Genomic DNA, 23,056 nt, shown 5'->3' with positions numbered 1-23,056 from the left:
GCGCGATTAGCCGTTGAGCGGTCGGGTATTCATGAGAAAAATCAGAGAATAACCCTGCAAGGTTTTCAGGCTTTATGGCACACTGCGCTTTTCGCACGGTCTGGCCGGGTGCTTCCCGCGGTTATTGATGAGAGAGAATAACAACATGAAATGGCTATGTTCTGTAGGTGTCGCCGTCAGCCTGGCGCTGCAACCTGCGCTGGCAGAGGATTTGTTTGGTAATCACCCGCTCACGTCTGAAGCCCGCGACGCCTTTGTCACGGATTTACTCAAAAAGATGACGGTCGATGAGAAAATCGGCCAGCTGCGCCTGATCAGCGTCGGCCCGGAGAACCCGAAAGAAGCCATTCGCGAGATGATCAAAGACGGGCAGGTAGGAGCCATTTTTAACACCGTTACCCGCCAGGATATCCGCAAAATGCAGGATCAGGTGATGGAACTGAGCCGCCTGAAAATTCCGCTGTTCTTCGCCTACGACGTGGTGCACGGCCAGCGTACCGTCTTCCCGATTAGCCTCGGCTTAGCCTCCTCCTTTAACCTCGATGCGGTGAAAACCGTCGGGCGCGTATCGGCATATGAAGCCGCAGACGACGGCCTGAACATGACCTGGGCGCCGATGGTAGACGTCTCCCGCGATCCGCGCTGGGGCCGTGCTTCGGAGGGCTTTGGGGAAGATACTTATTTAACCGCCACGATGGGCAAAACCATGGTGGAAGCGATGCAGGGCAAAAGTCCGGCAGATCGTTACTCGGTGATGACCAGCGTCAAGCACTTCGCCGCCTATGGCGCGGTGGAAGGCGGCAAAGAGTACAACACCGTGGACATGAGCCCGCAGCGCCTGTTTAACGACTATATGCCGCCGTACAAAGCGGGGCTGGACGCGGGCAGCGGCGCGGTGATGGTGGCATTGAACTCTCTCAACGGCACGCCTGCCACCTCCGATTCGTGGCTGCTGAAAGATGTGCTGCGCGACCAGTGGGGCTTCAAGGGCATCACCGTTTCGGATCACGGCGCGATTAAAGAGCTGATCAAGCACGGCACAGCGTCTGACCCGGAAGATGCGGTACGCGTGGCACTCAAGTCCGGCATCAACATGAGCATGAGCGACGAATACTACAGCAAATACCTGCCGGGGCTGGTGAAGAGCGGCAAGGTGACGATGGCGGAGCTGGACGATGCCGCTCGCCACGTGCTGAACGTGAAATATGACATGGGGCTGTTTAACGATCCTTACAGCCATCTGGGGCCGAAGGAATCTGATCCGGCGGACACCAATGCTGAAAGCCGCCTGCACCGCAAAGAAGCCCGCGAAGTGGCGCGCGAAAGCCTGGTACTGCTGAAAAACCGTCTCGACACGCTGCCGCTGAAAAAATCCGGCACCATTGCCGTGGTCGGTCCGCTGGCCGACAGCAAGCGTGACGTCATGGGCAGCTGGTCCGCCGCAGGCGTGGCGGATCAGTCCGTTACCGTGCTGACAGGCATTAAGAGCGCCGTGGGTGATAATGCAAAAGTGGTTTACGCCAAAGGCGCAAACGTCACCGACGATAAAGACATCGTGACCTTCCTCAACCAGTACGAGGAAGCGGTGAAGGTGGATCCACGCACGCCGAAAGAGATGATCGACGAAGCGGTTAACGCCGCGAAGCAGTCCGACGTGGTGGTCGCCGTGGTGGGTGAAGCGCAGGGGATGGCGCACGAAGCCTCCAGCCGGACCGACATCACGATCCCGCAAAGCCAGCGTGACCTGATCGCGGCCCTGAAAGCCACCGGCAAGCCGCTGGTGCTGGTGCTGATGAACGGGCGTCCGCTGGCGCTGGTGAAAGAAGACCAGCAGGCTGACGCCATTCTGGAAACCTGGTTCGCCGGTACCGAAGGCGGTAACGCCATTGCCGACGTGCTGTTTGGCGATTACAACCCGTCAGGCAAGCTGCCGATGTCCTTCCCGCGCTCCGTCGGGCAGATCCCGGTTTACTACAGCCACCTGAACACCGGTCGTCCGTACAACGCCGACAAGCCGAACAAGTACACGTCCCGTTACTTCGACGAGGCTAACGGCCCGCTCTATCCGTTTGGCTATGGCCTGAGCTACACCACGTTTAAGGTCTCTGACGTGAAAATGTCGGCGCCGACCCTGAAGCGTGACGGCAAAGTGACCGCCAGCGTGGAAGTGACCAACAGCGGCAAACGCGAAGGCGCGACGGTGATCCAGATGTACGTTCAGGATGTCACGGCCTCCATGAGCCGTCCGGTGAAACAGCTGCGCGGCTTCGAAAAAGTCAACCTGAAACCGGGCGAAACCAAAACGGTCAGCTTCCCGATTGACGTAAATGCGCTGAAGTTCTGGAATCAGCAGATGAAATACGATGCCGAGCCTGGCAAATTCAACGTCTTCATCGGCGTGGATTCCGCCCGCGTGAACAAAGCCGAGTTCGAACTCCAATAATCTTACCTTCCTCCCCATCCCCCGCCTGGCGGGGGATGCCTCTCATCTGGTACGAAAAACGGTTAAATTCACTGTTTTAAGCTACGCTTTTCTCTCAAGCCTATGAAAAAGGCCACAAAATAATGAGGAAAGTAGAATGACGATTATTAAGGGGATAACAGGGTCGGCGGTGCTTCTGGCGGCGCTGAGCCTGCCGTTACAGGCCGCAGAGCCGGTTAAGGTGGGTTCCAAAATTGATACCGAGGGCGCGTTGCTCGGCAATATCATTTTGCAGGTGCTCGAAAGCCACGGCGTGAAAACGGTCAATAAAGTGCAGCTTGGCACTACGCCTGTCGTGCGCGGTGCTATCACTTCCGGCGAGCTGGATATCTACCCGGAATACACCGGCAACGGGGCATTCTTCTTCAAGGATGAAAACGATCCGGCCTGGAAAAATGCCAAAGCCGGGTACGAAAAAGTCAAAAAGCTGGACGCGGAAAAAAATAAGCTGGTCTGGCTTACACCGGCACCGGCCAACAACACCTGGACCATCGCGGTGCGCAAAGATATCGCCGAGAAAGGCAAGCTCACCTCGCTTGACGATCTCAGCCGCTACCTGAAAGAGAAGGGCGAGTTTAAGCTCGCGGCCTCGGCAGAGTTTATCGAGCGCGCTGATGCCCTGCCAGCGTTTGAAAAAGCTTATGATTTCAAGCTCGATCAGGCACAGCTGCTCTCTCTGGCGGGCGGCGACACGGCGGTGACCATTAAGGCGGCGGCGCAGCAAACCTCCGGCGTCAACGCGGCGATGGCTTACGGCACCGACGGCCCGGTCGCGGCGCTTGGTCTGCAAACCCTGACCGACCCGAAAGGCGTTCAGCCAATTTACGCCCCAACCCCGGTCGTGCGCGAGGCGGTGCTGAAAGCCTACCCGGATATCGACGATTGGCTCAAACCGGTGTTTGAAAAACTGGATGCGAAAACGCTGCAACAGCTGAATGCCAGCATTGCCGTAGAGGGGCTGGATGCCAAAAAAGTGGCTGCCGACTTCCTGAAACAACAAGGGCTTGTGAAGTAACGGGATAAGGCTGTGCCAATAAAATGTCATAACCGCGTCCTGCTGCTGTTGGTCTGTGTGGCCATCGTGGCGGTCGCGTTACCTTTTGTGAATGTCGCGCCAAACCGTCTGGTGTCGGGCGAACCGCGCGCGCTGTGGCAGATCTGGGCATTTACGCCGCTGCTGCTGGGCGCGGCGCTGGCGAGTACCGTAGTCTTAGCCTTCTGGCCGGGGCGAACCGCGCTGTGGCTGACGCTTCTGCTCAGCGAAGCGCTGTTTATCGTACTGTTCTGGAGCGCGGGACAGGCGGCAACGCAGATGGCCTCGGTTGAAAGCCCGCTGGCGCGCACGTCGATTGGCAGCGGCCTGTGGCTGTGGCTGGCACTCTGCCTGCTGGCCTGTAGCGATGCCATTCGCCGCCTGACGCCGATACCTGTGTGGCGCTGGCTGCTGAACGCGCAATTCTGGGTTATCCCCCTGCTGATCCTCTTCAGCGGCGATCTGAATCAACTCTCGCTGTTAAAAGAGTACGTCAACCGCCAGGAGGTGTTTGACAACGCGCTGGCGCAACATCTGACGATCCTGTTCGGGACGCTGGTCCCGGCGCTGCTGCTGGGCGTGCCGCTGGGCATGTGGTGCTACCGACATCCCAGCCGCCAGGGTGCCGTCTTTACCGTGCTCAACGTTATTCAGACCATCCCCTCCGTTGCCCTGTTTGGCCTGCTGATTGCCCCCCTCGCCGGTCTGGTTAAATCCTTCCCTGCGTTGGCCGCGGCAGGCATTGCCGGAACCGGGCTGACCCCGGCGCTGATTGCCCTTGTGTTGTATGCGCTGCTGCCACTGGTGCGCGGCGTGGTGGCGGGCTTAAGCCAGGTTCCGCCCGACGTGCTGGAAAGCGCCCATGCGATGGGGATGAGTGCGCGCCAGTGTTTCTGGAAAATACAGCTGCCGCTTGCGCTTCCGCTGCTGGTTCGCAGCCTGCGGGTGGTGACGGTGCAAACCGTGGGGATGGCGGTGATTGCCGCGCTGATCGGGGCGGGCGGCTTTGGGGCGCTGGTGTTCCAGGGGCTGCTCAGCAGCGCGCTGGATCTGGTGTTGCTGGGCGTTGTGCCCACGATTGCGCTGGCGGTCGTTCTGGATGCCCTGTTTGCCCTGTGGCTCGCGCTGCTCAGGAGAAGAGCCAATGATTGAATTTCATGATGTGAGTAAAACCTTTGCGGGCCGTCCGGCGGCAAGCCATCTCAATCTGCATTTTGCCGAGGGGGCGTTCTCGGTATTGATCGGGACGTCGGGGTCGGGAAAATCGACGACGCTGAAGATGATCAATCGGCTGGTGGAGCACGACAGCGGGACGATTCGCTTTGCCGGAGAGGAGATCCGCAGCCTGCCGGTGCTGGAGCTGCGGCGGCGTATGGGCTACGCCATTCAGTCCATCGGCCTGTTTCCCCACTGGACGGTGGCGCAGAACATTGCCACCGTGCCACAGCTGGAAAAATGGTCCCGGGGGAAGATCAATGAGCGTGTCGACGAGTTGATGGCGCTGCTGGGCCTGGACGCGTCGCTTCGCGACCGCTACCCGCACCAGCTTTCCGGCGGACAGCAGCAGCGGGTCGGGGTGGCGCGCGCGCTGGCCGCTAACCCGCAGGTACTGCTGATGGATGAGCCCTTCGGCGCACTGGATCCGGTCACCCGCGGCGCACTTCAGGCCGAGATGAGCCGCATCCACCGTATTCTCGGGCGCACCATCGTGCTGGTGACGCATGATATCGACGAAGCACTGCGGCTGGCCGATCGTCTGGTACTGATGGATCACGGCGAAGTCGTCCAGCAGGGTACGCCGCTTGAGCTGTTAACGTCGCCGGCAAACGATTTTGTGCGTGAGTTCTTTGGCCGCAGCGAGCTGGGTGTCAGGCTGCTCTCGCTGCGCACCGTCAGGGACTATCTGCGTCCGCAGGATGCGCAAATCGGTGGTGAACCGCTGCATGACGGGATGAGCCTGCGCGATGCCCTGTCGGCGTTTGTCGCCCGGCAGTGTGAGGTGTTACCCGTTGCGGACGGGCAGGGGACACCATGCGGGACGATCCATTTTCGCGATCTGCTGGCGGGGGAGGTGACGCGTGAAGTGGGTCCGTGATCCGTTACTCTGGCTGACAGGGCTGTTTATCGCCTTACTCTACCTGATGCCGCACAGCGCGGCGCTGTTTAATGCGCTTATTCCCGGGCTGCCGCGCCCGGTGTACCAGCAGGAGAGCTTTGTTAATCTCACCCTGGCGCACTTCTGGCTGGTAGCGGCGTCAAGCGTGATTGCCATCGTGCTGGGCACAGGTGCCGGTATTGCGGTGACGCGGCCTGCGGGCAGGGAGTTCCGTCCGCTGGTGGAGACCATCGCCGCAACGGGGCAGACCTTCCCGCCGGTGGCCGTGCTGGCGATTGCCGTGCCGGCGATCGGTTTTGGGCAGGAGCCTGCCATCATTGCGCTGATCTTGTACGGCGTGTTGCCCATTCTGCAAGGGACGCTGGCGGGCATTGCGGCGGTGCCTGCATCGGTGCTGAGCGTAGCGGAAGGGATGGGAATGAGCGCCTGGCAGCGGCTGCTGAAGGTTGAACTGCCGCTGGCCGCACCGGTGATTATTGCCGGTGTGCGGACGTCCGTGATCATCAACATTGGTACGGCAACCATCGCGTCGACGGTCGGGGTCAATACGCTGGGGACGCCAATCATTATTGGGTTAAGCGGGTTTAACACGGCCTATATTATTCAGGGGGCGGTTCTGGTTGCGCTGGCGGCGATTGTGGTGGATCGCCTGTTTGAACGCCTGGCCGGATACCTCAGCCAACACCGCCGCGAACAATAAACGAGTAACCTGCAAGCATAACGCCACCGATACCGCTGACGGCCATCAGTGCAAAAAGGGTAATTACGGCCAGTTTCGTTGCCTTCATCATGTGCTCCTGTTGTTAACGGAACAATTATACGGTGAAGCGCAGCTGTTAATGAACCATTAAATGCCGTTACAACGCATTTGGCCCCAGCGAGTAAACGGGATAACCATGTTCGCGCCATTCCGTCAGGAGCTGCTGCTGGGAAGCGGAGGGGACTTCGCCACACCAGACCAGCAGCGTCTGCCCCTCAAACAGTTCCGGCCTGAGCTGTGCCAGGGAGTGTGCAAGCACGTCAACGCGCCAGCCCTGCTGGGTGGCAATCCAGGCTTCGAGCCACAGCCGGGTGGTATCGTGGACGTTCCAGCCGATCACCAGCGCATCTTTGCTGTTTTTATTCCGCGCTGAGGCAAGACAGACGGAAATATAGTTAATCAGCACGCCATCAAGCATGCTGAGCAGTGCCTGTAAGGTGGTTTGCTGACACTGAAGCCGACGCCGTAGGGGAATAAAAAGATGGGTGATCAGGGTTTCCGCGGGGTAGTCTCGACCCTGTTCTTTGATCCAGCCGCGCAGACGCTGCAAATTGCCGGTCTGCAACAGCCTCAGCAGCGTTTCCTGCTGCCCGCGCCAGAGATGCTGCGTATCAGGATCGTCCTGGCTCAGAAGCGACTTCACCTTGCCGACCTGTACGCCATTGTCGATCCAGCTTTTGATCTCGCGGATCCGGTCAATATCCGCATCGTTAAACAGGCGGTGCCCGCCGTCCGTTCTTTGCGGCTTAAGCAATCCATACCGTCGCTGCCACGCCCGTAGCGTAACGGGATTGATATCACACAGGAGTGCCACTTCACCTATCGTGTAAAGCGCCATTTTCGCCCCCAGGCTTGCGCGTCCCCAGCTTAACTGTAGACCCACTTTGCGGAACCAGGAAGATTTGATTCTTTTTTGTACAAATTATACGAAAGACAGGTTATCTCCGGCAAAAGGTGTGATGACGGACACGATTTATCGCTTTTTTGGCACGTTTCAAAGAAAGTTAACCGCCATCAGTGTATGTTACGCGTTTTTAGAATGTGCGGTTTGTGAGTATGTACGAGTTTAATCTGGTGCTGCTGTTGCTTCAGCAGATGTGCGTGTTTCTTGTCATCGCCTGGTTGATGAGCAAAACGCGCCTGTTCATTCCGCTGATGCAGGTCACCGTCCGTCTGCCGCACAAATTCCTCTGCTACGTCGTATTTTCCATATTCTGCATTATGGGGACCTGGTTTGGTCTCCATATTGAAGATTCCATCGCCAATACGCGCGCCATTGGCGCGGTAATGGGCGGGCTGCTCGGAGGCCCGGTCGTGGGCGGTCTGGTGGGGTTAACCGGCGGCCTGCACCGCTATTCGATGGGCGGTATGACGGCACTAAGCTGCATGATCTCCACCATTGTCGAAGGGCTACTCGGTGGTCTCGTCCACAGCTATATGATTAAGCGCGGACGGCCGGATAAAGTGTTCAGTCCCCTTACCGCCGGGGCGATCACCTTCGTGGCGGAAATGGCGCAGATGGCGATCATCCTGCTGATCGCGCGCCCGTTTGACGATGCGTTACATCTGGTCAGCAGCATTGCCGCACCGATGATGGTCACCAATACCGTAGGTGCGGCGCTGTTTATGCGCATTCTGCTCGACAAACGCGCCATGTTCGAAAAATACACCTCGGCATTTTCTGCCACCGCATTAAAAGTTGCGGCGTCGACGGAAGGGATCCTGCGGCAGGGATTCAACGAGGAGAACAGCATGAAGGTGGCGCAGGTGCTGTATAAAGAGCTGGATATCGGGGCCGTGGCGATTACCGATCGCGAAAAGTTGCTGGCGTTTACCGGTACCGGGGACGACCACCATCTTCCAGGTAAGCCGATCTCCTCGGCCTACACTTTGCGCGCTATTGAAACGGGTGAAGTGGTGTATGCCGACGGGAATGAAGTGCCGTACCGCTGTTCCCTGCATCCGCAGTGCAAACTTGGCTCTACGCTGGTTATTCCCCTGCGGGGCGAAAACCAGCGCGTCATGGGCACCATTAAGCTTTACGAAGCCAAAAATCGCCTGTTCAGCTCCATCAACCGCACGCTGGGGGAGGGTATCGCCCAGCTGCTTTCGGCGCAAATCCTGGCGGGGCAGTATGAACGGCAAAAAGCGCTGCTGACGCAGTCAGAAATTAAGCTCCTGCACGCTCAGGTGAATCCGCATTTCCTGTTTAACGCGCTCAACACGCTGAAGGCGGTGATCCGCCGCGACAGCGATCAGGCCGCGCAGCTGGTGCAATTTCTGTCGACATTTTTCCGCAAAAACCTAAAGCGTCCCTCGGAGATCGTCACCCTCGCGGACGAGATTGAGCATGTAAACGCCTATCTGCAAATTGAAAAAGCGCGCTTCCAGTCACGATTACAGGTGTCGTTATCCGTCCCGGATGAGCTGGCGTATCAGCATCTTCCGGCCTTTACCCTGCAACCGATTGTGGAGAACGCCATTAAGCATGGGACGTCGCAGCTGCTGGGAACCGGAGAAATCATGATTTCCGCTTCCCGTTTTAACCACCATCTGGTGCTGGATATTGAAGATAACGCGGGGCTGTATGAAGTCTCCGCGTCAGGCGGTCTGGGCATGAGCCTGGTGGATAAGCGCCTGCGCGCACATTTTGGTGATGACTGCGGTATCACCGTCGCCTGTGAGCCAGACCGCTATACCCGAATTACCTTACGATTGCCGCTGGAGGAGAACGCATGTTAAGAGTGCTGATTGTTGATGATGAGCCGTTAGCACGGGAAAACCTGCGTGTCCTGTTGCAGGAGCAGAGTGATATTGAGGTCGTGGGGGAATGCGCCAATGCCATTGAAGGCATCGGTGCTGTGCATAAACTGCGCCCGGACGTGCTGTTCCTCGATATTCAGATGCCGCGCATCAGCGGTCTGGAGATGGTCGGCATGCTCGACCCGGAGCACCGTCCCTATATCGTCTTTCTGACGGCTTTTGATGAGTACGCGGTAAAGGCGTTTGAAGAGCACGCGTTTGATTATCTGCTGAAACCGATTGAAGAGAAACGCCTTGAAAAGACCCTGACCCGTCTGCGCCAGGAGCGTACCGCGCAGGACGTGACGCTGCTGCCGGAGCATCAGCAGCCCCTGAAGTTTATCCCCTGTACCGGGCACAGCCGGATTTACCTCCTGCAAATGGACGACGTTGCCTTTGTCAGCAGTCGTCTGAGCGGGGTATACGTCACCAGCGCTGAAGGCAACGAAGGCTTTACCGAGCTTACGTTACGCACGCTGGAGAGCCGCACGCCGCTGATTCGCTGTCATCGACAGTATCTGGTGAACATGGCGCACCTGAAGGAGATCCGCCTGGAAGATAACGGCCAGGCCGAACTGGTGCTACGTGCAGGGCAAACCGTGCCCGTCAGTCGTCGCTATCTGAAAAGTTTGAAAGAGGCGATAGGGCTGTAAAACTGGTACACTGCGCGCCATTGCATCATCGACATTCGAAGGCTCTATGCTAAGTAACGATATTCTTCGTAGCCTGCGCTACACCCTGAAAGCGAACAATAATGACATGGTGCGCATTCTTGCGCTCTCCGACATGGAATCCACGTCCGCCGGGTTCGACACCTGGATGACTAAAGAAGATGAAGAGGGTTTTGTTCGCTGCCCGGACATCATTCTGTCGGGCTTCCTGAACGGCCTGATCTACGACAAGCGCGGCAAAGATGAATCTGCGCCTGAGCTGGCGCTTGAGCGTCGGGTGAATAACAACACGGTGCTGAAAAAGCTGCGTATTGCGTTCTCCCTGAAAACTGACGACATTCTGGCGATCATGACCGAGCAGAAATTTCGCGTGTCGATGCCGGAAATCACCGCCATGATGCGCGCGCCGGATCATAAAAATTACCGCGAGTGTGGGGATCAGTTTCTGCGTTATTTCCTGCGTGGGTTGACGCAGCGGGTGCATAACCAGAAGGGGTGATTTTTAGCCGGGTGGCGGCCTCGCCTTACCCGGCCTAAAAACTCGTTGGCCCGTGCAAGCGTAGCGCCGCCGGGCAAAAAAAAGCCGGATTCTCATCCGGCTTTTTTATTACTTCACCTGCTGACCCGGCTTCGCGCCTTCGTCAGGGCTTAACAGGAAGATGTCTTTTCCGCCCGGGCCTGCGGCCATCACCATCCCTTCAGAGATGCCGAAGCGCATTTTACGCGGCGCCAGGTTTGCCACCATCACGGTCTGACGACCGATCAGCACCTGCGGATCAGGGTACGCGGAACGAATGCCGGAGAAGACGTTACGTTTCTCGCCGCCCAGATCCAGCGTCAGACGCAGCAGTTTGTCAGAACCTTCCACGAACTCCGCGTTTTCGATCAGCGCCACGCGCAGGTCGACTTTGGCGAAATCATCAAAGGTGATGGTCTCCTGAATCGGATCGTCCGCCAGCGGGCCGGTCACCGGCGCGGCAGCCGCTTTCACCTCTTCTTTTGATGCTTCCACCAGCGCGTCAACCTGTTTCATCTCGATGCGGTTATACAGCGCCTTGAAGGTGTTCACCTTGTGGCCGAGCAGCGGCTGCTGGATGGCATCCCAGGTCAGTTCGGTGTTCAGGAATGCTTCCGCGCGGGCTGCCAGCTGCGGCAGAACCGGCTTCAGCCAGGTCATCAGCACGCGGAACATGTTCAGACCCATGGTGCAGATCGCCTGCAAGTCGGCGTCGCGGCCTTCCTGTTTCGCCACCACCCACGGCGCCTGCTCGTCGACATATCGGTTGGCCACGTCTGCCAGCGCCATGATTTCGCGAATGGCTTTACCAAATTCACGGCTTTCCCAGGCTTCGCCAACCGCAGCGGCGGCGTCGGTGAAGGTTTTATACAGCTCAGGATCGGCCAGTTCGGCAGAGAGCACGCCGTCAAAGCGTTTAGCGATAAAACCTGCGTTACGGGACGCCAGGTTCACCACCTTGTTGACGATGTCCGCGTTCACGCGCTGCACGAAATCTTCCAGATTCAGGTCGATATCGTCGATGCGGGAAGAGAGCTTCGCGGTGTAGTAGTAGCGCAGGCTATCCGCATCGAAGTGGTTCAGCCAGGTGCTGGCCTTAATAAACGTCCCGCGAGATTTGGACATCTTCGCGCCGTTGACCGTTACGTAGCCGTGTACAAACAGGTTAGTCGGCTTGCGGAAATTGCTGCCTTCAAGCATCGCTGGCCAGAACAGGCTGTGGAAGTAAACGATGTCTTTGCCGATGAAGTGGTACAGCTCGGCGGTGGAATCTTTCTTCCAGTACTCGTCGAAGCTTAGGGTATCGCCGCGCTTGTCACACAGGTTCTTGAAGGAGCCCATGTAGCCGATTGGCGCATCCAGCCAGACGTAGAAATATTTGCCCGGCGCGTTCGGGATTTCGAAGCCGAAGTATGGCGCATCGCGGGAGATATCCCACTGCTGCAGACCGGATTCAAACCACTCCTGCATCTTGTTCGCCACCTGCTCCTGCAGCGCGCCGCTGCGGGTCCACGCCTGCAGCATTTCGCTGAACGACGGAAGGTCGAAGAAGAAGTGCTCGGAGTCACGCATCACCGGCGTGGCGCCGGAAACCACGGATTTCGGCTCGATAAGCTCGGTCGGGCTGTAGGTCGCGCCACACACTTCGCAGTTATCGCCGTACTGGTCCGGGGATTTACATTTCGGACAGGTGCCTTTGACGAAACGGTCCGGCAGGAACATGCCTTTTTCCGGATCGTACAGCTGAGAGATGGTGCGGTTTTTAATGAAACCGTTCTCTTTCAGACGGGTGTAGATCAGCTCTGACAGCTCGCGGTTCTCGTCGCTGTGCGTGGAGTGATAGTTGTCATAGCTGATGTCAAAGCCAGCAAAATCGGTCTGATGCTCCTGACTCATTTCGGCGATCATCTGTTCCGGGGAAATTCCCAGCTGCTGCGCTTTCAGCATGATTGGGGTGCCGTGGGCATCGTCCGCACAGATGAAGTTCACCTCGTGGCCGCGCATTCGCTGGTAACGGACCCAGACATCAGCCTGGATATGCTCCAGCATGTGGCCGAGGTGGATTGAGCCGTTGGCGTACGGCAGGGCGCACGTTACCAGAATTTTTTTCGCGACTTGAGTCATAGTAGGCATTACTTCTTTTAACTGTGAAAAGGGTTTTCGATATTACCAAAAGGGGCATTATTAAGTAAGCACAAACCACGGCCTTTCAGGTAAACTTGTTCATCTAAGGTCTTATTCACAAGAACAAAGGAGTCGGGATGAGTTCTCAATCCCAGGCCAAATCACCGGAAGCCTTACGAGCAATGGTCGCCGGGACGCTGGCTAATTTTCAGCATCCAACCCTGAAGCACAATCTCACGACGCTGAAAGCGCTTCATCATGTCGCATGGCTGGACGATACGCTGCACATTGAGCTGCAGATGCCGTTCGTCTGGACCAGCGCCTTTGATGCCCTGAAAGAGCAAACCAGTTCTGAGCTGCTGCGCATTACTGGCGCAAAAGCAATTGACTGGAAGCTAAGCCACAGCATCGCCACGCTCAAGCGCGTGAAAAATCAGCCGGGCGTTAACGGCGTGAAGAACATCATCGCCGTCAGTTCTGGCAAGGGTGGGGTGGGTAAATCGTCGACCGCCGTGAACCTGGCGCTTGCGCTGGCGGCAGAAGGGGCGAAAGTCGGCATTCTGGATGCGGATATTTATGGCCCGTCCATTCCGAACATGCTGGGTGCTGAAAACCAGCGTCCAACTTCGCCGGACGGCACCCACATGGCACCGATCGTGGCGCACGGTCTGGCGACCAACTCCATTGGTTACCTGGTCACGGACGATAACGCAATGGTCTGGCGCGGCCCGATGGCCAGCAAAGCGTTGCTGCAAATGTTGCAGGAGACGATGTGGCCTGACCTCGATTATCTGGTGCTGGACATGCCGCCGGGCACCGGTGATATCCAGCTGACGCTGGCGCAGAACATTCCGGTCACCGGCGCCGTCGTGGTCACCACGCCGCAGGATATCGCGCTGATCGACGCCAAAAAAGGCATCGTGATGTTCGAGAAGGTGGAGGTGCCGGTACTCGGCATCGTCGAAAACATGAGCATGCACATTTGCAGCAACTGTGGACACCATGAGCCGATCTTCGGTACCGGCGGTGCGGAGAAGCTGGCGGCGCAATATCACACCCAGCTGCTGGGGCAACTGCCGCTGCATATCACACTGCGTGAAGATCTGGATAGCGGTAAGCCGACGGTGGTCAGCCGTCCTGATAGCGAATTCACGGAAATCTATCGTCAGCTGGCGGGGCGCGTTGCGGCGCAACTGTACTGGCAGGGGGACGTGATCCCGAGCGAGATCGCCTTCCGCGCGGTGTAACGCCTCTGCGCGTTAGTGCCGGGTGGCGGCTTCGCCTTACCCGGCCTACCTCGATTTTGTAGGTCAGGTAAGCGTAGCGCCACCTGACTTTACCCAAGCCGATAGTGCATCAAATAATACTCTCCTTCCGGAGAATCCCCCGTCGCCTCAATGTGCCAGCCGTGGCGCTGGTAAAACGCAACTGCCCGCTCATTCTTCACCAGACACTTCAGCGCGCCTGTACTGGTAAACGTCCTCTGTACTTGTTCCAGTAACAAACGGCCAACTCCCAGACGCTGATACTGCGGGTCGACAAACAGATTGTGCAAAAAGTTATCATTTTCCCAGACGGAGGCAAACCCTACCCGGTGACCGTCGTGAATCGCAACCCAGATCTGCTCGTCACGCGTTGCGGCGTCAAAATCCTCAAGCTGCCATTCAGAATTGTCCAGCCATGGCCAGGCCACGCGTCGTGCATGCAGGTACAGCGTGCGCAGAAATGGCCGGTCGTCCTCCTGCCAGGGCCGGATCATCGTATCAGCGGTGATAGAAAATATCTCCGTTATAGGCTTTGTAGATTTTGCCATCAGCATCGCCAATCAGAACGTAATTTTCACCCATGTAGGTCCAGTGCGTACCGGCATCGGGCGCGGGAAGGTTACGTAGCTGGTACTGTTTGATGGTGTACTCTGGCGTCTGATACTGCGCGGGCGCGGTATCGCCAATCTTAAATTTGGTGAAGTCGGCGATGAACTCCTGCTCTTCATAAGCCTTAATGCCGGAAGGCGCGGCGGCCGTTTGCGGGGCTGCGAATGCGGAGCCCGCCAGAGACAGTAATACACCCAGAAGCACCAATTTACGCTTAGCCATTTTTTCTCCAGTGATATCGTTACGGATACGCTTGTCTGCGGGGGACAGTGCGGCAGACAGCCCATTTTAAGTATCAAAACAGGGTGTGTTTGAAAAAAAATGTAACAAAAGTGAACGGTTTTGTGTAGTGCCAGCGGTTGTGAGTATTTTTGATATGAATGCGTGCTGACGGGAATAATTCATTGTAACTATCGTTTTGCTGAATTAATTCTGAAAATACATTGTTGCCGTAATTTTATAAACTGTAGATCGTGCTTTTTTTTGCCACAGGCTTTAAGATTTTCAGGAAGATTATATTTTAATTAATTGCCCGTCACAGATCGGGCAATTCGTGTCTTCACTTTTAGATTACGTTTTCGTATTCCCTTGAAAAGAAACTTATTTCAAGCGTGGGTTAGCGCAGGGCTGCGCCCCGTCGGGCGTTCGCTACGAGCAGGGATGATAAGTATATATAAATGAAAAACACAACAGCATTATCTGTAATATTCTTAGCAATAAGTCAGTTGGCGGGGTGCGTAATTTCTCCTGGCCAAACGTTAAGTTCCGCAGGCAAAAAAATAATTGCGCCGGCTGATCTCAATAATAGTTTAGATAAACAAATCGAAATTTATCCACTTACGCCCGGATTAATTGAGAAACTACGTCCCGCAGCAGCTAAATCTCAGGCAAATCCTAATCTTGATGAGCAGGTCAAAAACTGGGAATACCGTATTGGAATCGGTGACATCCTGACGGTCACCGTCTGGGATCACCCGGAGCTGACTACGCCCGCGGGACAGTATCGCAGCGCAAGCGATACGGGAAACTGGGTCAATGCCGATGGCACGCTCTTTTATCCTTACGTGGGTAAACTGCACGTGGCGGGAAAAACGGTTTCCAGAGTGCGCGAGGAGATCACCGCGCGGCTGGATAACGTCATTGAAAGCCCCCAGGTCGACGTCAGCGTTGCCGCTTTCCGTTCGCAAAAAGCCTACGTTACGGGAGAAGTGGCGAAATCTGGCCAGCAGGCCATCACCAACATTCCGCTGACGGTTATGGATGCCGTTAATGCCGCAGGTGGGCTTACTGCTGATGCGGACTGGCGGAACGTGGTGCTGACTCACAACGGTCAGGATTCCCGAATTTCCCTGTATGCCCTGATGCAGCATGGCGATTTAACCCAGAATAAGCTGCTCAACCCTGGCGACATCTTGTTTATTCCCCGCAACGATGCGCTGAAAGTATTCGTGATGGGCGAAGTTGTTAAACAGAGCACGCTGAAGATGGATCGCAGCGGCATGACGTTGGCCGAAGCGCTCGGCAATGCCGGTGGCCTGGACCAGAATATGGCTGATGCGACGGGTATTTTTGTTATCCGATCGGTACGCGAGTCCGGGAAAATTGCGAATATCTATCAACTGAATGCAAAAGACGCTTCAGCCATGGTGCTGGGCACCGAGTTTCAGCTTGAGCCTTACGACATTGTCTATGTCACCACTGCTCCACTCTCCCGCTGGAATCGCGTAATAACACAGCTTGTTCCGACAATCAGCGGGGTGCATGACCTCACCGAAACGGTTCGTTATATCAGATCGTGGCCGCAATAATGTTCGAATCAATACTCGTGGTATGTACCGGAAATGTCTGCCGTTCTCCGATTGGAGAACGGCTTTTGCGCCAGCACTTGCCCGACAGACACATCACCTCGGCGGGAATACTCGGCCTTGAGGGGTATCCGGCGGATGAGTGCGCCCAGGACGTGGCCTGGCGGCATGGGATCTCCCTCGACGGTCATGTGGCGCGCAGGCTGACACGCAGGCTGATGCAGGGATCCGATCTCATCCTGGTTATGGAGCCGGAACATCTTCGCTTCATTGCAGCCATGGCACCGGAAAACAGGGGGAAGTCGCTGCTTTTTGGGCAGTGGTTGGAGCCGCAGGATATCCCAGACCCCTATCGTAAAAGCCGTGAAGCGTTTGAATATGTGTTCGGGCTATTGGGTAAAGCCAGCCAGGAATGGGCACGTCGTTTAGGACAGAAAGGAATAAAGCATTAATGTCGTCTTACACAACAGACAGTTATGGTGCAGGGGCACCCGAACAAAATGAAATCGATCTCGTTCGTTTGCTCGGCGAAATGATCGACCACCGCACGATGATATTGTGCGTGACTTTCCTTTTCACTCTATGCGCGGGCCTCTATGCCTGGGTTACGCCACCTGTTTATCAGGCGGATGCTATGGTGCAAATAGAAAGCAAACAGGATAACGGCCTGCTCAAAGGCTTGAGCCAGCTGGGCACCGATATTTCGCCGGATGTTGCCCCTGAAATTTTACTGTTGAAATCTCGCATGATCCTCGGCGAGACCGTCGACAAATTAGATCTGACGTATCAGGCAAAGCAGCGCGTTTTGCCTGTGGTGGGGCGTCTCTGGCAGCGTCTGCAAGGGCGTGGGCAGGGCAACATAACGTTAGGCGAACTCCAGATCCCGCAGGTGGAGGGCAAAGCGCAAGAACTCACGCTGACCGTACAGGAAGCGGGAAGGTATCACCTGACGGGCGAAAACATTGAGGCAGACGGCCAGGTGGGTAAAACGCTGGTTACGCAAGGGATCGTGCTGCGGGTGACCTCGATTGAGGCGACGCCAGGCACACAGTTTTCGCTTAAGTCGTTGACGCGCCTGGAGACGATCAATGCACTGAAGAAGCGTCTGACGGTCGTGGAATCGGAGAAACAGAGCGGTATTGTGACCTTAACCCTGACGGGTGAAGATCCTGACAAAATCGCCCGGGTGCTGAATGCGATTGCTGAAAATTATCTTCAGCAAAATATCGCGCGCCAGGAGGCTCAGGATTCGCGTAGTCTGGATTTTTTACAGGAGCAGTTACCGAAAATCAGAGCGGACCTGGATCAGGCTGAAGCGCGGCTGAATGCCTACCGGGCGCAGCGCGACTCTGTGGATCTGTCTTTAGAGGCAAAATCCGTCCTGGATCAGGTTGTGAACGTTGAGAATCAGCTAAATGAGCTGACGTTCCGGGAGGCAGAAATTTCCCAGCTCTTTAAAAAGAGTCACCCTACCTACCGTGCATTGCATGAAAAAAGACAAACCCTTGTGCGGGAACGGGATCGTCTTAATAACCGTGTGTCCTCGATGCCCTCCACGCAGCAGGAGATTTTACGCCTGAGCCGCGATGTTGAGTCGGGCCGCACGATTTATTTACAGCTTTTGACGCGTCAGCAGGAGCTGAATATTTCCCGCTCCAGCGCTGTCGGGAACGTGAGGATCATTGATGAGGCGGTTACACTCCCGGATCCGATAAAACCGCGAAAAGCGCTAATCATTGCGCTTGGCGTGCTGTTCGGGCTCATCCTTTCAATGGGGACCGTACTGGTACGTCAAGCGTTCAAACGTGGGATCACGCTTTCCGAACAGCTGGAAGCGCAGGGGATGCCGGTTCTGGCGACGTTACCACGTTCACAGTGGCTGTGGAGTAAAACGCATTTGCGCAGAAAAAATCCGTTTTCTCGTCGCTGGACACACAAAACCTCGGATGTACCTTTCCTGCCAGTCGATCGACCTGCTGATATGTTTGTTGAAGCGGTACGCGGGCTGCGAACCAGTCTGCATTTCACCATGATGGAGGCTGAGAATCGCATTGTGATGATTTCTGGCCCCACGCAGGACTGCGGAAAAACGCTGGTGGCGACGAACCTGGCGGCCATTGCCGGGCAGAGCGGTCAGCGTGCGCTGTTTATTGATGCGGATATGCGCCAGGGTTATGTGCATAATATTTTTGGCCTGGAGAACCGCCACGGATTATCCTGCCTGCTGGAGGGGAAGCGCGACTTTGGGGAGGTCATTCAGCATGCTGAAAAAGGGGGAATTGACGTCATCACCTGCGGCCCGGAACCCCTGCGTCCGTTAGAAATGCTGTTAAGCGAACGGTTCATTGACATCATGTCCTGGGTTAACGAGCACTATGACATTGTCATCATCGATACACCCCCAGTTCTTGCCGTCAATGATGCCGCGCTGGTTGCCAGAGCAGCCGGAACAACGCTAATGGTTGCCCGTTACGATAAAACCAGCGTGAAAGAGATGGAGAATACCGTTAAACGTCTACAGCACGTTGGCGTGAAGGTCAGCGGCACAATCCTCAACGATATTGTTAAATCCGCAGCGCTGTTTTACAGCTCGGGGTACAGCCAGTATGACTACGGTTATGCTTCGAGGAAAAAAGGATAGGGGCGTCAGGACGGGATAATAAACCCTCTCCCGGATGGGAGAGGGAAAAGCATTACTTCGCCATCACTTCCTGCGCGGTACGCTCAACCAGAGACAGCAGGACTTTAACGTCCTCCAGCGTCACGGTTGGGTTCAGCAGGGTCAGCTTCAGGCAGGTGACGCCGTTATGCTCGGTCACCCCGACGTTTGCGCGGCCGGATTCCAGCAGCGCATCGCCAATTTTCTGGTTCAGCAGGGCGATACCGGCGTCATCCATCTGGGTCTGCGGACGGAAGCGGAACAGCACGCTTGCCAGCTGGGGTTGCATAACCAGTTCCAGAGCAGACTGCTCTTTTACGTAAGCCGCAACCTGCTGTGCCAGCGTCACGCCGTGATCGATAATTGCCGCATATTGCTCCTGACCCAGCGCTTCCAGGCTCATCCACAGTTTCAGCGCGTCGAAACGACGGGTGGTTTGCAGAGATTTGGAAACCAGGTTAGGCACGCCCGCTTCTTCATCGAACTCAGAGTTCAGGTAAGCCGCCTGATAGCGCATCAGCTCATAATGACGTGCTTCTTTCAGCAAGAAGGCACCGCAGCTGATGGTCTGGAAGAACTGCTTGTGGAAGTCCAGCGTCACGGAATCCACCAGCTCGATGCCGTCCAGGTAGTGACGATACTGCTCAGACATCAGCAGCGCGCCGCCCCAGGCCGCATCAACGTGTACCCAGATATTCTGTTTCGCAGCCAGCTCGGCAATGGCACGCAGCGGATCGATAGCACCCGCATCCGTCGTGCCGGCCGTGGCCACAATCGCCAGGATCTGTTCGCCGTTCGCGTTGCACTGTTCGATTTTCGCCGCCAGATCGGTGAGATCCATGCGGGAGAATTCATCAGTTTTCACCTGCACCACGGACTGGTAGCCCAGGCCCATCAGCGCCATGTTTTTCTGCACAGAGAAGTGGGCGTTTTCAGAGCACAGCACGCGAATTTTGCGCAGATCGCCCACCAGACCGTCCTGCTGTACCGAGTGGCCTTGACGCGCGAAGAACGCATCACGCGCCAGCATCAGGCCCATCAGGTTACTCTGGGTGCCGCCGCTGGTGAAGACGCCTGCGTCGCCAGCCTGATAACCCACGCGGGTACGCAGCCATTCGATCAGCTTGATCTCAATAATGGTTGCGGACGGGCTTTGATCCCAGGAGTCCATACTCTGGTTGGTGGCGTTAATCAGCACTTCCGCCGCCTGGCTTACGACCAGGCTTGGGCAGTGCAGGTGCGCCACGCACTGCGGGTGATGAACGGACAAACTGTCTTTCAGGAAGAACTCCACGGCGCGTTCAATCGCCGCTTCGTTGCCCAGCCCTTTCGGGTTGAAATCCAGCTTAATACGGTCGCGCAGCTCCGCGACCGTTTTGCCCTGGTACATCTCAGGCTGTTTCAGCCACTGCATCACAGCCTGAGTGCTTTGTTCAATCGCCTGCTGGTAAGCTTCAATGCTCTGGGCAGAGGAGAACAAAATTGGGTTTGAATCAGACATCGTAATCAACAACTCCGGTTACGCCGGGCGAACGCCCGCAGCAAGCAGTGCCTGCTCGAATTTATCCAGGAAGACTTTCAGCTCGTCATCGCTGATCAGCAGTGACGGCAGCAGACGCAGAACGATACCGTTACGGCCGCCACGCTCCAGAATCAGGCCTGCTTCGAAGCACTTCTTCTGGATCAGTGCAGACAGCTCGCCATCGCCCGGGAAGCAACCCATGTGGTCGGCGGCTTCATGTGGCTTAACGATTTCAATACCGATCATCATGCCCAGACCGCGAACGTGGCCGATAACCGGATAGCGTTTCGCCATCTCTTTCAGCTGGCCTTTCAGCCATTCGCCCTGTGCGGCAACTTTGCCCGCGATATTCTGGTCTTTCAGGATCTTCAGCGTCGTCAGACCGGTTGCCATCGCCAGCTGGTTGCCGCGGAAGGTACCGGTGTGGTGACCAGGCGCCCACGCATCGAACTGCTTCTTGATACCGAGCACAGCCAGTGGCAGACCGCCGCCAACTGCTTTGGACATCACGATGATGTCAGGCTCAATGCCTGCGTGTTCGAAGGCAAAGAATTTACCGGTACGGGCAAAGCCAGCCTGAACTTCGTCGAGGATCAGCAGAATGCCGTGTTCCTGAGTCACTTTACGGATGCGCTGCAACCACTCAGCCGGAGCCGGGTTCACGCCGCCTTCGCCCTGAACAGCTTCCAGGATCACCGCGGCAGGTTTACGCACGCCGCTTTCAACGTCGTTGATCAGGTTATCGAAGTAGTAGGTCAGCGCCTTCACGCCCGCTTCACCACCGATACCCAGTGGGCAGCGGTACTCGTGTGGGTAAGGCATGAACTGGACTTCTGGCATCATACCGTCAACCGCTTCTTTCGGAGACAGGTTACCGGTGACGGACAGTGCACCGTGGGTCATACCGTGGTAACCACCAGAGAAACTGATGATACCGCTGCGACCGGTTACTTTTTTCGCCAGCTTCAGCGCCGCTTCAACGGCGTCAGCCCCGGACGGGCCAGTGAATTGCAGACAGTACTCTTTGCCCTGACCAGGCAACAGAGAGAGGAGGTATTCTGAAAACGCGTCTTTCAACGGCGTAGTCAGATCCAGGGTATGTAACGGCAAGCCGCTGGTAATGACATTTTGGATGCTTTTCAGCACATCAGGATGATTGTGGCCAAGCGCGAGGGTGCCTGCGCCTGCTAAACAGTCAAGGTATTCTTTATTATCTGCATCGGTGATCCACACGCCTTCTGCTTTCGTGATCGCTAAAGGCAGTTTGCGCGGATAACTCCTGACGTTAGATTCAAACTCGGCCTGACGGGCCAGATAGGTTTCGTTGCTTTTGTGGGCATCTACGGTGTCAATACGGACTTTATCCGTCATCATATCACTCCTACAACCGCCGCTTCGTTATGAGCAACGATTGAATAAAAAGTTAAAAAACAGATGGGGCCTGAAAAAAACGCCGCCAATATAGAGCCTTTTGTCACCGGGCTCAATGGTTAATTTGTTTACTGTTTTGTGACACAGGGCACAGGGGAGGGGATAACCTCATTTTTCGGCAAAGATATGCAGTTTATTCTCAATAAAAACAGTGGCTTATATATGGATTGTCAGCATTGTAAAATCAGATGAAAGAGTGTGGCAAATTGTGCGCCTGGCAGGCTAAAAGGAGGCGGAGAGCCTCCTTAGACTGTTTATTTTTGGGTAACGCGTAAAACGCCGTGTTCACGTCCCTTTGTTTTATTCCATGACGCGTCCGTAATACCGTTTTCATCCAGGCTTATCGATATCACAAAACCGTTACCATGGATCTCATAGAAATTCGCATTCAGACGTTTAACGCTGGCTTTTTTGCCGTTCACGGTAGCGCTAAAAAAGCCGTTAGAAAGGGTAGCGTTAACCGTATCCGACGAGAACGAGGCTTCGCGAAGGGGATCGTGAACGGATGCCGTTGGTTCGTGTTGTCCCGCGTTTTCCGCTTTGGTTTTGCTGATATCGCAAGATCCATCGCCAGCGCTAATTTGCGTGCATCCCGAGCGCTCTAACTGAGCACGATAGTGTGCGCTAATGGCGTGTGCAGGCGAAATACACCCAGCAAGTACGGCAGCGCTTAACACTAGCATCATTGATTTTTTCATTTTATCACCTTAAAAACGACACAAATAATAAGAAACGTACATAATGCCGATCCAGACCCCGACCGAAATAAGCAATAGATACAGGGCAGCTGAAATAAAAATGTGTTTGAGCATGTTATTGGCCATCATCATACTTTCCATCAGCGAAGTACTGTCGCCCTGAAAAGCTTCCTCTATTATGAATGTAGTCGAGTTACGTGTTTTTCTTAAAAGCCAATCCCGATGCCTGCGCCCATAGCAAGATCATTATTTGTAGAATCGCTTACGCCAGCTTTAACGATGGTGTTGCTACCAACGTGGAAGGATGCACCCACACTAACAGCTTGCTCGTCTTTAAAGCTACCTACACCAGCAGAGAACATGACAGCCTGATCTTTCTCTACTTGAGGCATAGAGGCGATAGCTACAGCGCTAGCAGCACCTGATCGGGCTTCTTGAATCGCCACGGGTTTAACAGACACCTCAGAGTCATTTAAGATGACTTAAAGAGAGGTGCCCATGAGCGGTAAGCGTTATCCTGAAGAGTTTAAAATTGAAGCAGTCAAACAGGTTGTTGATCGTG

21 protein-coding genes are annotated in these 23,056 nt (G+C 55.7%); 12 read left to right on the top strand and 9 right to left on the bottom strand.

Going from position 1 to position 23,056, the window contains the following annotated elements; genetic code table 11:
- Positions 1 to 145 precede the first annotated feature (145 nt).
- The 5 genes from bglX to ACOTXC_RS06640 all read left to right on the top strand — a co-directional run bounded on the left by bglX (position 146) and on the right by ACOTXC_RS06640 (position 6,331).
- Complete coding sequence (gene bglX / locus ACOTXC_RS06660; protein ID WP_421767516.1) at positions 146 to 2,443, top strand: beta-glucosidase BglX; 2,298 nt, start codon at positions 146 to 148, stop codon at positions 2,441 to 2,443.
- A gap of 136 nt (positions 2,444 to 2,579) precedes the next feature.
- Positions 2,580 to 3,497 (top strand): glycine betaine ABC transporter substrate-binding protein OsmF, encoded by a 918-nt coding sequence (gene osmF, locus ACOTXC_RS06655; RefSeq protein WP_045620887.1) that lies wholly within the window; start codon positions 2,580 to 2,582, stop codon positions 3,495 to 3,497.
- 12 nt (positions 3,498 to 3,509) lie between these two features.
- Positions 3,510 to 4,667 carry an ABC transporter permease gene (locus ACOTXC_RS06650; RefSeq protein WP_023300579.1) on the top strand — a complete coding sequence of 386 codons (1,158 nt, stop codon included), beginning with the start codon at positions 3,510 to 3,512 and terminating at the stop codon, positions 4,665 to 4,667.
- A complete protein-coding gene (locus ACOTXC_RS06645; RefSeq protein WP_022648680.1) occupies positions 4,660 to 5,610 on the top strand; it encodes an ABC transporter ATP-binding protein in 951 nt (316 codons plus the stop codon). Before ACOTXC_RS06650 ends, ACOTXC_RS06645 begins: the two co-directional genes overlap by 8 nt.
- A complete protein-coding gene (locus tag ACOTXC_RS06640; RefSeq protein WP_022648679.1) occupies positions 5,594 to 6,331 on the top strand; it encodes an ABC transporter permease in 738 nt (245 codons plus the stop codon). The genes ACOTXC_RS06645 and ACOTXC_RS06640 overlap by 17 nt, the downstream gene beginning before the upstream one ends.
- On the opposite strand, the gene ACOTXC_RS06635 is transcribed toward ACOTXC_RS06640, so the two are convergent.
- Both ACOTXC_RS06635 and mlrA read right to left on the bottom strand, forming a co-directional pair.
- On the bottom strand, positions 6,306 to 6,419 hold the full coding sequence (locus ACOTXC_RS06635; RefSeq protein WP_022648678.1) for a protein YohO: 114 nt from the start codon (positions 6,417 to 6,419) through the stop codon (positions 6,306 to 6,308). The genes ACOTXC_RS06640 and ACOTXC_RS06635 overlap by 26 nt on opposite strands.
- Positions 6,420 to 6,488: 69 nt before the next feature.
- Entirely contained in the window at positions 6,489 to 7,229 is a 741-nt protein-coding gene (gene mlrA / locus ACOTXC_RS06630; RefSeq protein ID WP_421767559.1) for an HTH-type transcriptional regulator MlrA, read from the bottom strand.
- A gap of 218 nt (positions 7,230 to 7,447) precedes the next feature.
- Between mlrA and ACOTXC_RS06625 the strand changes: the two genes are divergently transcribed.
- From ACOTXC_RS06625 to ACOTXC_RS06615, 3 genes are read left to right on the top strand one after another with little or no spacing between them, the layout of a single operon-like run.
- Positions 7,448 to 9,133 carry a sensor histidine kinase gene (locus tag ACOTXC_RS06625; protein ID WP_063199057.1) on the top strand — a complete coding sequence of 562 codons (1,686 nt, stop codon included), beginning with the start codon at positions 7,448 to 7,450 and terminating at the stop codon, positions 9,131 to 9,133.
- Complete coding sequence (gene btsR / locus ACOTXC_RS06620; protein ID WP_022648676.1) at positions 9,127 to 9,846, top strand: two-component system response regulator BtsR; 720 nt, start codon at positions 9,127 to 9,129, stop codon at positions 9,844 to 9,846. The genes ACOTXC_RS06625 and btsR overlap by 7 nt, the downstream gene beginning before the upstream one ends.
- Before the next feature lie 46 nt (positions 9,847 to 9,892).
- On the top strand, positions 9,893 to 10,363 hold the full coding sequence (locus ACOTXC_RS06615; RefSeq protein ID WP_015572337.1) for a DUF1456 family protein: 471 nt from the start codon (positions 9,893 to 9,895) through the stop codon (positions 10,361 to 10,363).
- Between the two features lie 108 nt (positions 10,364 to 10,471).
- Here the strand turns inward: ACOTXC_RS06615 and metG are convergent, their stop codons facing one another.
- Complete coding sequence (gene metG, locus ACOTXC_RS06610) at positions 10,472 to 12,505, bottom strand: methionine--tRNA ligase (RefSeq protein WP_023300575.1); 2,034 nt, start codon at positions 12,503 to 12,505, stop codon at positions 10,472 to 10,474.
- A gap of 137 nt (positions 12,506 to 12,642) precedes the next feature.
- Here metG and apbC point away from each other — a divergent pair, with 137 nt between their 5' ends.
- Positions 12,643 to 13,752, top strand: a complete 1,110-nt coding sequence (apbC, locus tag ACOTXC_RS06605; RefSeq protein WP_023300574.1) for an iron-sulfur cluster carrier protein ApbC — start codon at positions 12,643 to 12,645, stop codon at positions 13,750 to 13,752.
- 89 nt (positions 13,753 to 13,841) lie between these two features.
- On the opposite strand, the gene ACOTXC_RS06600 is transcribed toward apbC, so the two are convergent.
- Entirely contained in the window at positions 13,842 to 14,318 is a 477-nt protein-coding gene (locus tag ACOTXC_RS06600) for a GNAT family N-acetyltransferase (RefSeq protein ID WP_032622520.1), read from the bottom strand.
- Complete coding sequence (locus ACOTXC_RS06595; protein ID WP_022648672.1) at positions 14,269 to 14,601, bottom strand: RcnB family protein; 333 nt, start codon at positions 14,599 to 14,601, stop codon at positions 14,269 to 14,271. Before ACOTXC_RS06595 ends, ACOTXC_RS06600 begins: the two co-directional genes overlap by 50 nt.
- Before the next feature lie 455 nt (positions 14,602 to 15,056).
- Between ACOTXC_RS06595 and ACOTXC_RS06590 the strand changes: the two genes are divergently transcribed.
- Genes ACOTXC_RS06590 through ACOTXC_RS06580 form a run of 3 tightly spaced genes read left to right on the top strand, consistent with a single transcriptional unit; the run spans position 15,057 to position 18,825 of the window.
- Positions 15,057 to 16,187 carry a polysaccharide export protein gene (locus ACOTXC_RS06590; protein WP_022648671.1) on the top strand — a complete coding sequence of 377 codons (1,131 nt, stop codon included), beginning with the start codon at positions 15,057 to 15,059 and terminating at the stop codon, positions 16,185 to 16,187.
- Positions 16,187 to 16,636, top strand: coding sequence for a phosphotyrosine protein phosphatase (locus tag ACOTXC_RS06585; RefSeq protein ID WP_022648670.1), 450 nt, complete (start codon positions 16,187 to 16,189; stop codon positions 16,634 to 16,636). Before ACOTXC_RS06590 ends, ACOTXC_RS06585 begins: the two co-directional genes overlap by 1 nt.
- Entirely contained in the window at positions 16,636 to 18,825 is a 2,190-nt protein-coding gene (locus ACOTXC_RS06580; protein WP_058677655.1) for a polysaccharide biosynthesis tyrosine autokinase, read from the top strand. Before ACOTXC_RS06585 ends, ACOTXC_RS06580 begins: the two co-directional genes overlap by 1 nt.
- Positions 18,826 to 18,877: 52 nt before the next feature.
- Here ACOTXC_RS06580 and ACOTXC_RS06575 read toward each other — a convergent pair whose 3' ends face one another.
- The 4 genes from ACOTXC_RS06575 to ACOTXC_RS06560 all read right to left on the bottom strand — a co-directional run bounded on the left by ACOTXC_RS06575 (position 18,878) and on the right by ACOTXC_RS06560 (position 22,940).
- Entirely contained in the window at positions 18,878 to 20,344 is a 1,467-nt protein-coding gene (locus tag ACOTXC_RS06575; RefSeq protein WP_038416407.1) for a pyridoxal phosphate-dependent decarboxylase family protein, read from the bottom strand.
- 18 nt (positions 20,345 to 20,362) lie between these two features.
- Entirely contained in the window at positions 20,363 to 21,739 is a 1,377-nt protein-coding gene (locus ACOTXC_RS06570) for a diaminobutyrate--2-oxoglutarate transaminase (protein WP_032623920.1), read from the bottom strand.
- 311 nt (positions 21,740 to 22,050) lie between these two features.
- The gene (locus tag ACOTXC_RS06565; RefSeq protein ID WP_048966451.1) at positions 22,051 to 22,494 is read right to left on the bottom strand and encodes a hypothetical protein; all 444 of its coding nucleotides are present in this window, start codon (positions 22,492 to 22,494) and stop codon (positions 22,051 to 22,053) included.
- 206 nt (positions 22,495 to 22,700) lie between these two features.
- Entirely contained in the window at positions 22,701 to 22,940 is a 240-nt protein-coding gene (locus ACOTXC_RS06560; RefSeq protein WP_421767515.1) for a YadA C-terminal domain-containing protein, read from the bottom strand.
- Positions 22,941 to 23,056: the final 116 nt, after the last annotated feature.

Origin of the sequence: Enterobacter cloacae complex sp. IR5428 (genome assembly GCF_049238585.1) — a bacterium.
GTDB lineage: Bacteria > Pseudomonadota > Gammaproteobacteria > Enterobacterales > Enterobacteriaceae > Enterobacter > Enterobacter intestinihominis.
Note: the sequence above shows the minus strand (reverse complement) of the source record. Positions and strands in the feature narration are given on the sequence as shown.

Bases quoted from the DNA above. Each gene is read 5' to 3' on its own strand.
- bglX (WP_421767516.1), top strand. From the start codon at position 146: ATGAAATGGCTATGTTCTGTAGGTGTCGCCGTCAGCCTGGCGCTGCAA.
- osmF (WP_045620887.1), top strand. From the start codon at position 2,580: ATGACGATTATTAAGGGGATAACAGGGTCGGCGGTGCTTCTGGCGGCG.
- ACOTXC_RS06645 (WP_022648680.1), top strand. From the start codon at position 4,660: ATGATTGAATTTCATGATGTGAGTAAAACCTTTGCGGGCCGTCCGGCG.
- ACOTXC_RS06635 (WP_022648678.1), bottom strand. From the start codon at position 6,419: ATGAAGGCAACGAAACTGGCCGTAATTACCCTTTTTGCACTGATGGCC.
- mlrA (WP_421767559.1), bottom strand. From the start codon at position 7,229: ATGGCGCTTTACACGATAGGTGAAGTGGCACTCCTGTGTGATATCAAT.
- ACOTXC_RS06625 (WP_063199057.1), top strand. From the start codon at position 7,448: ATGTACGAGTTTAATCTGGTGCTGCTGTTGCTTCAGCAGATGTGCGTG.
- btsR (WP_022648676.1), top strand. From the start codon at position 9,127: ATGTTAAGAGTGCTGATTGTTGATGATGAGCCGTTAGCACGGGAAAAC.
- ACOTXC_RS06615 (WP_015572337.1), top strand. From the start codon at position 9,893: ATGCTAAGTAACGATATTCTTCGTAGCCTGCGCTACACCCTGAAAGCG.
- metG (WP_023300575.1), bottom strand. From the start codon at position 12,505: ATGACTCAAGTCGCGAAAAAAATTCTGGTAACGTGCGCCCTGCCGTAC.
- apbC (WP_023300574.1), top strand. From the start codon at position 12,643: ATGAGTTCTCAATCCCAGGCCAAATCACCGGAAGCCTTACGAGCAATG.
- ACOTXC_RS06600 (WP_032622520.1), bottom strand. From the start codon at position 14,318: ATGGCAAAATCTACAAAGCCTATAACGGAGATATTTTCTATCACCGCT.
- ACOTXC_RS06595 (WP_022648672.1), bottom strand. From the start codon at position 14,601: ATGGCTAAGCGTAAATTGGTGCTTCTGGGTGTATTACTGTCTCTGGCG.
- ACOTXC_RS06590 (WP_022648671.1), top strand. From the start codon at position 15,057: ATGAAAAACACAACAGCATTATCTGTAATATTCTTAGCAATAAGTCAG.
- ACOTXC_RS06585 (WP_022648670.1), top strand. From the start codon at position 16,187: ATGTTCGAATCAATACTCGTGGTATGTACCGGAAATGTCTGCCGTTCT.
- ACOTXC_RS06580 (WP_058677655.1), top strand. From the start codon at position 16,636: ATGTCGTCTTACACAACAGACAGTTATGGTGCAGGGGCACCCGAACAA.
- ACOTXC_RS06575 (WP_038416407.1), bottom strand. From the start codon at position 20,344: ATGTCTGATTCAAACCCAATTTTGTTCTCCTCTGCCCAGAGCATTGAA.
- ACOTXC_RS06570 (WP_032623920.1), bottom strand. From the start codon at position 21,739: ATGATGACGGATAAAGTCCGTATTGACACCGTAGATGCCCACAAAAGC.
- ACOTXC_RS06565 (WP_048966451.1), bottom strand. From the start codon at position 22,494: ATGAAAAAATCAATGATGCTAGTGTTAAGCGCTGCCGTACTTGCTGGG.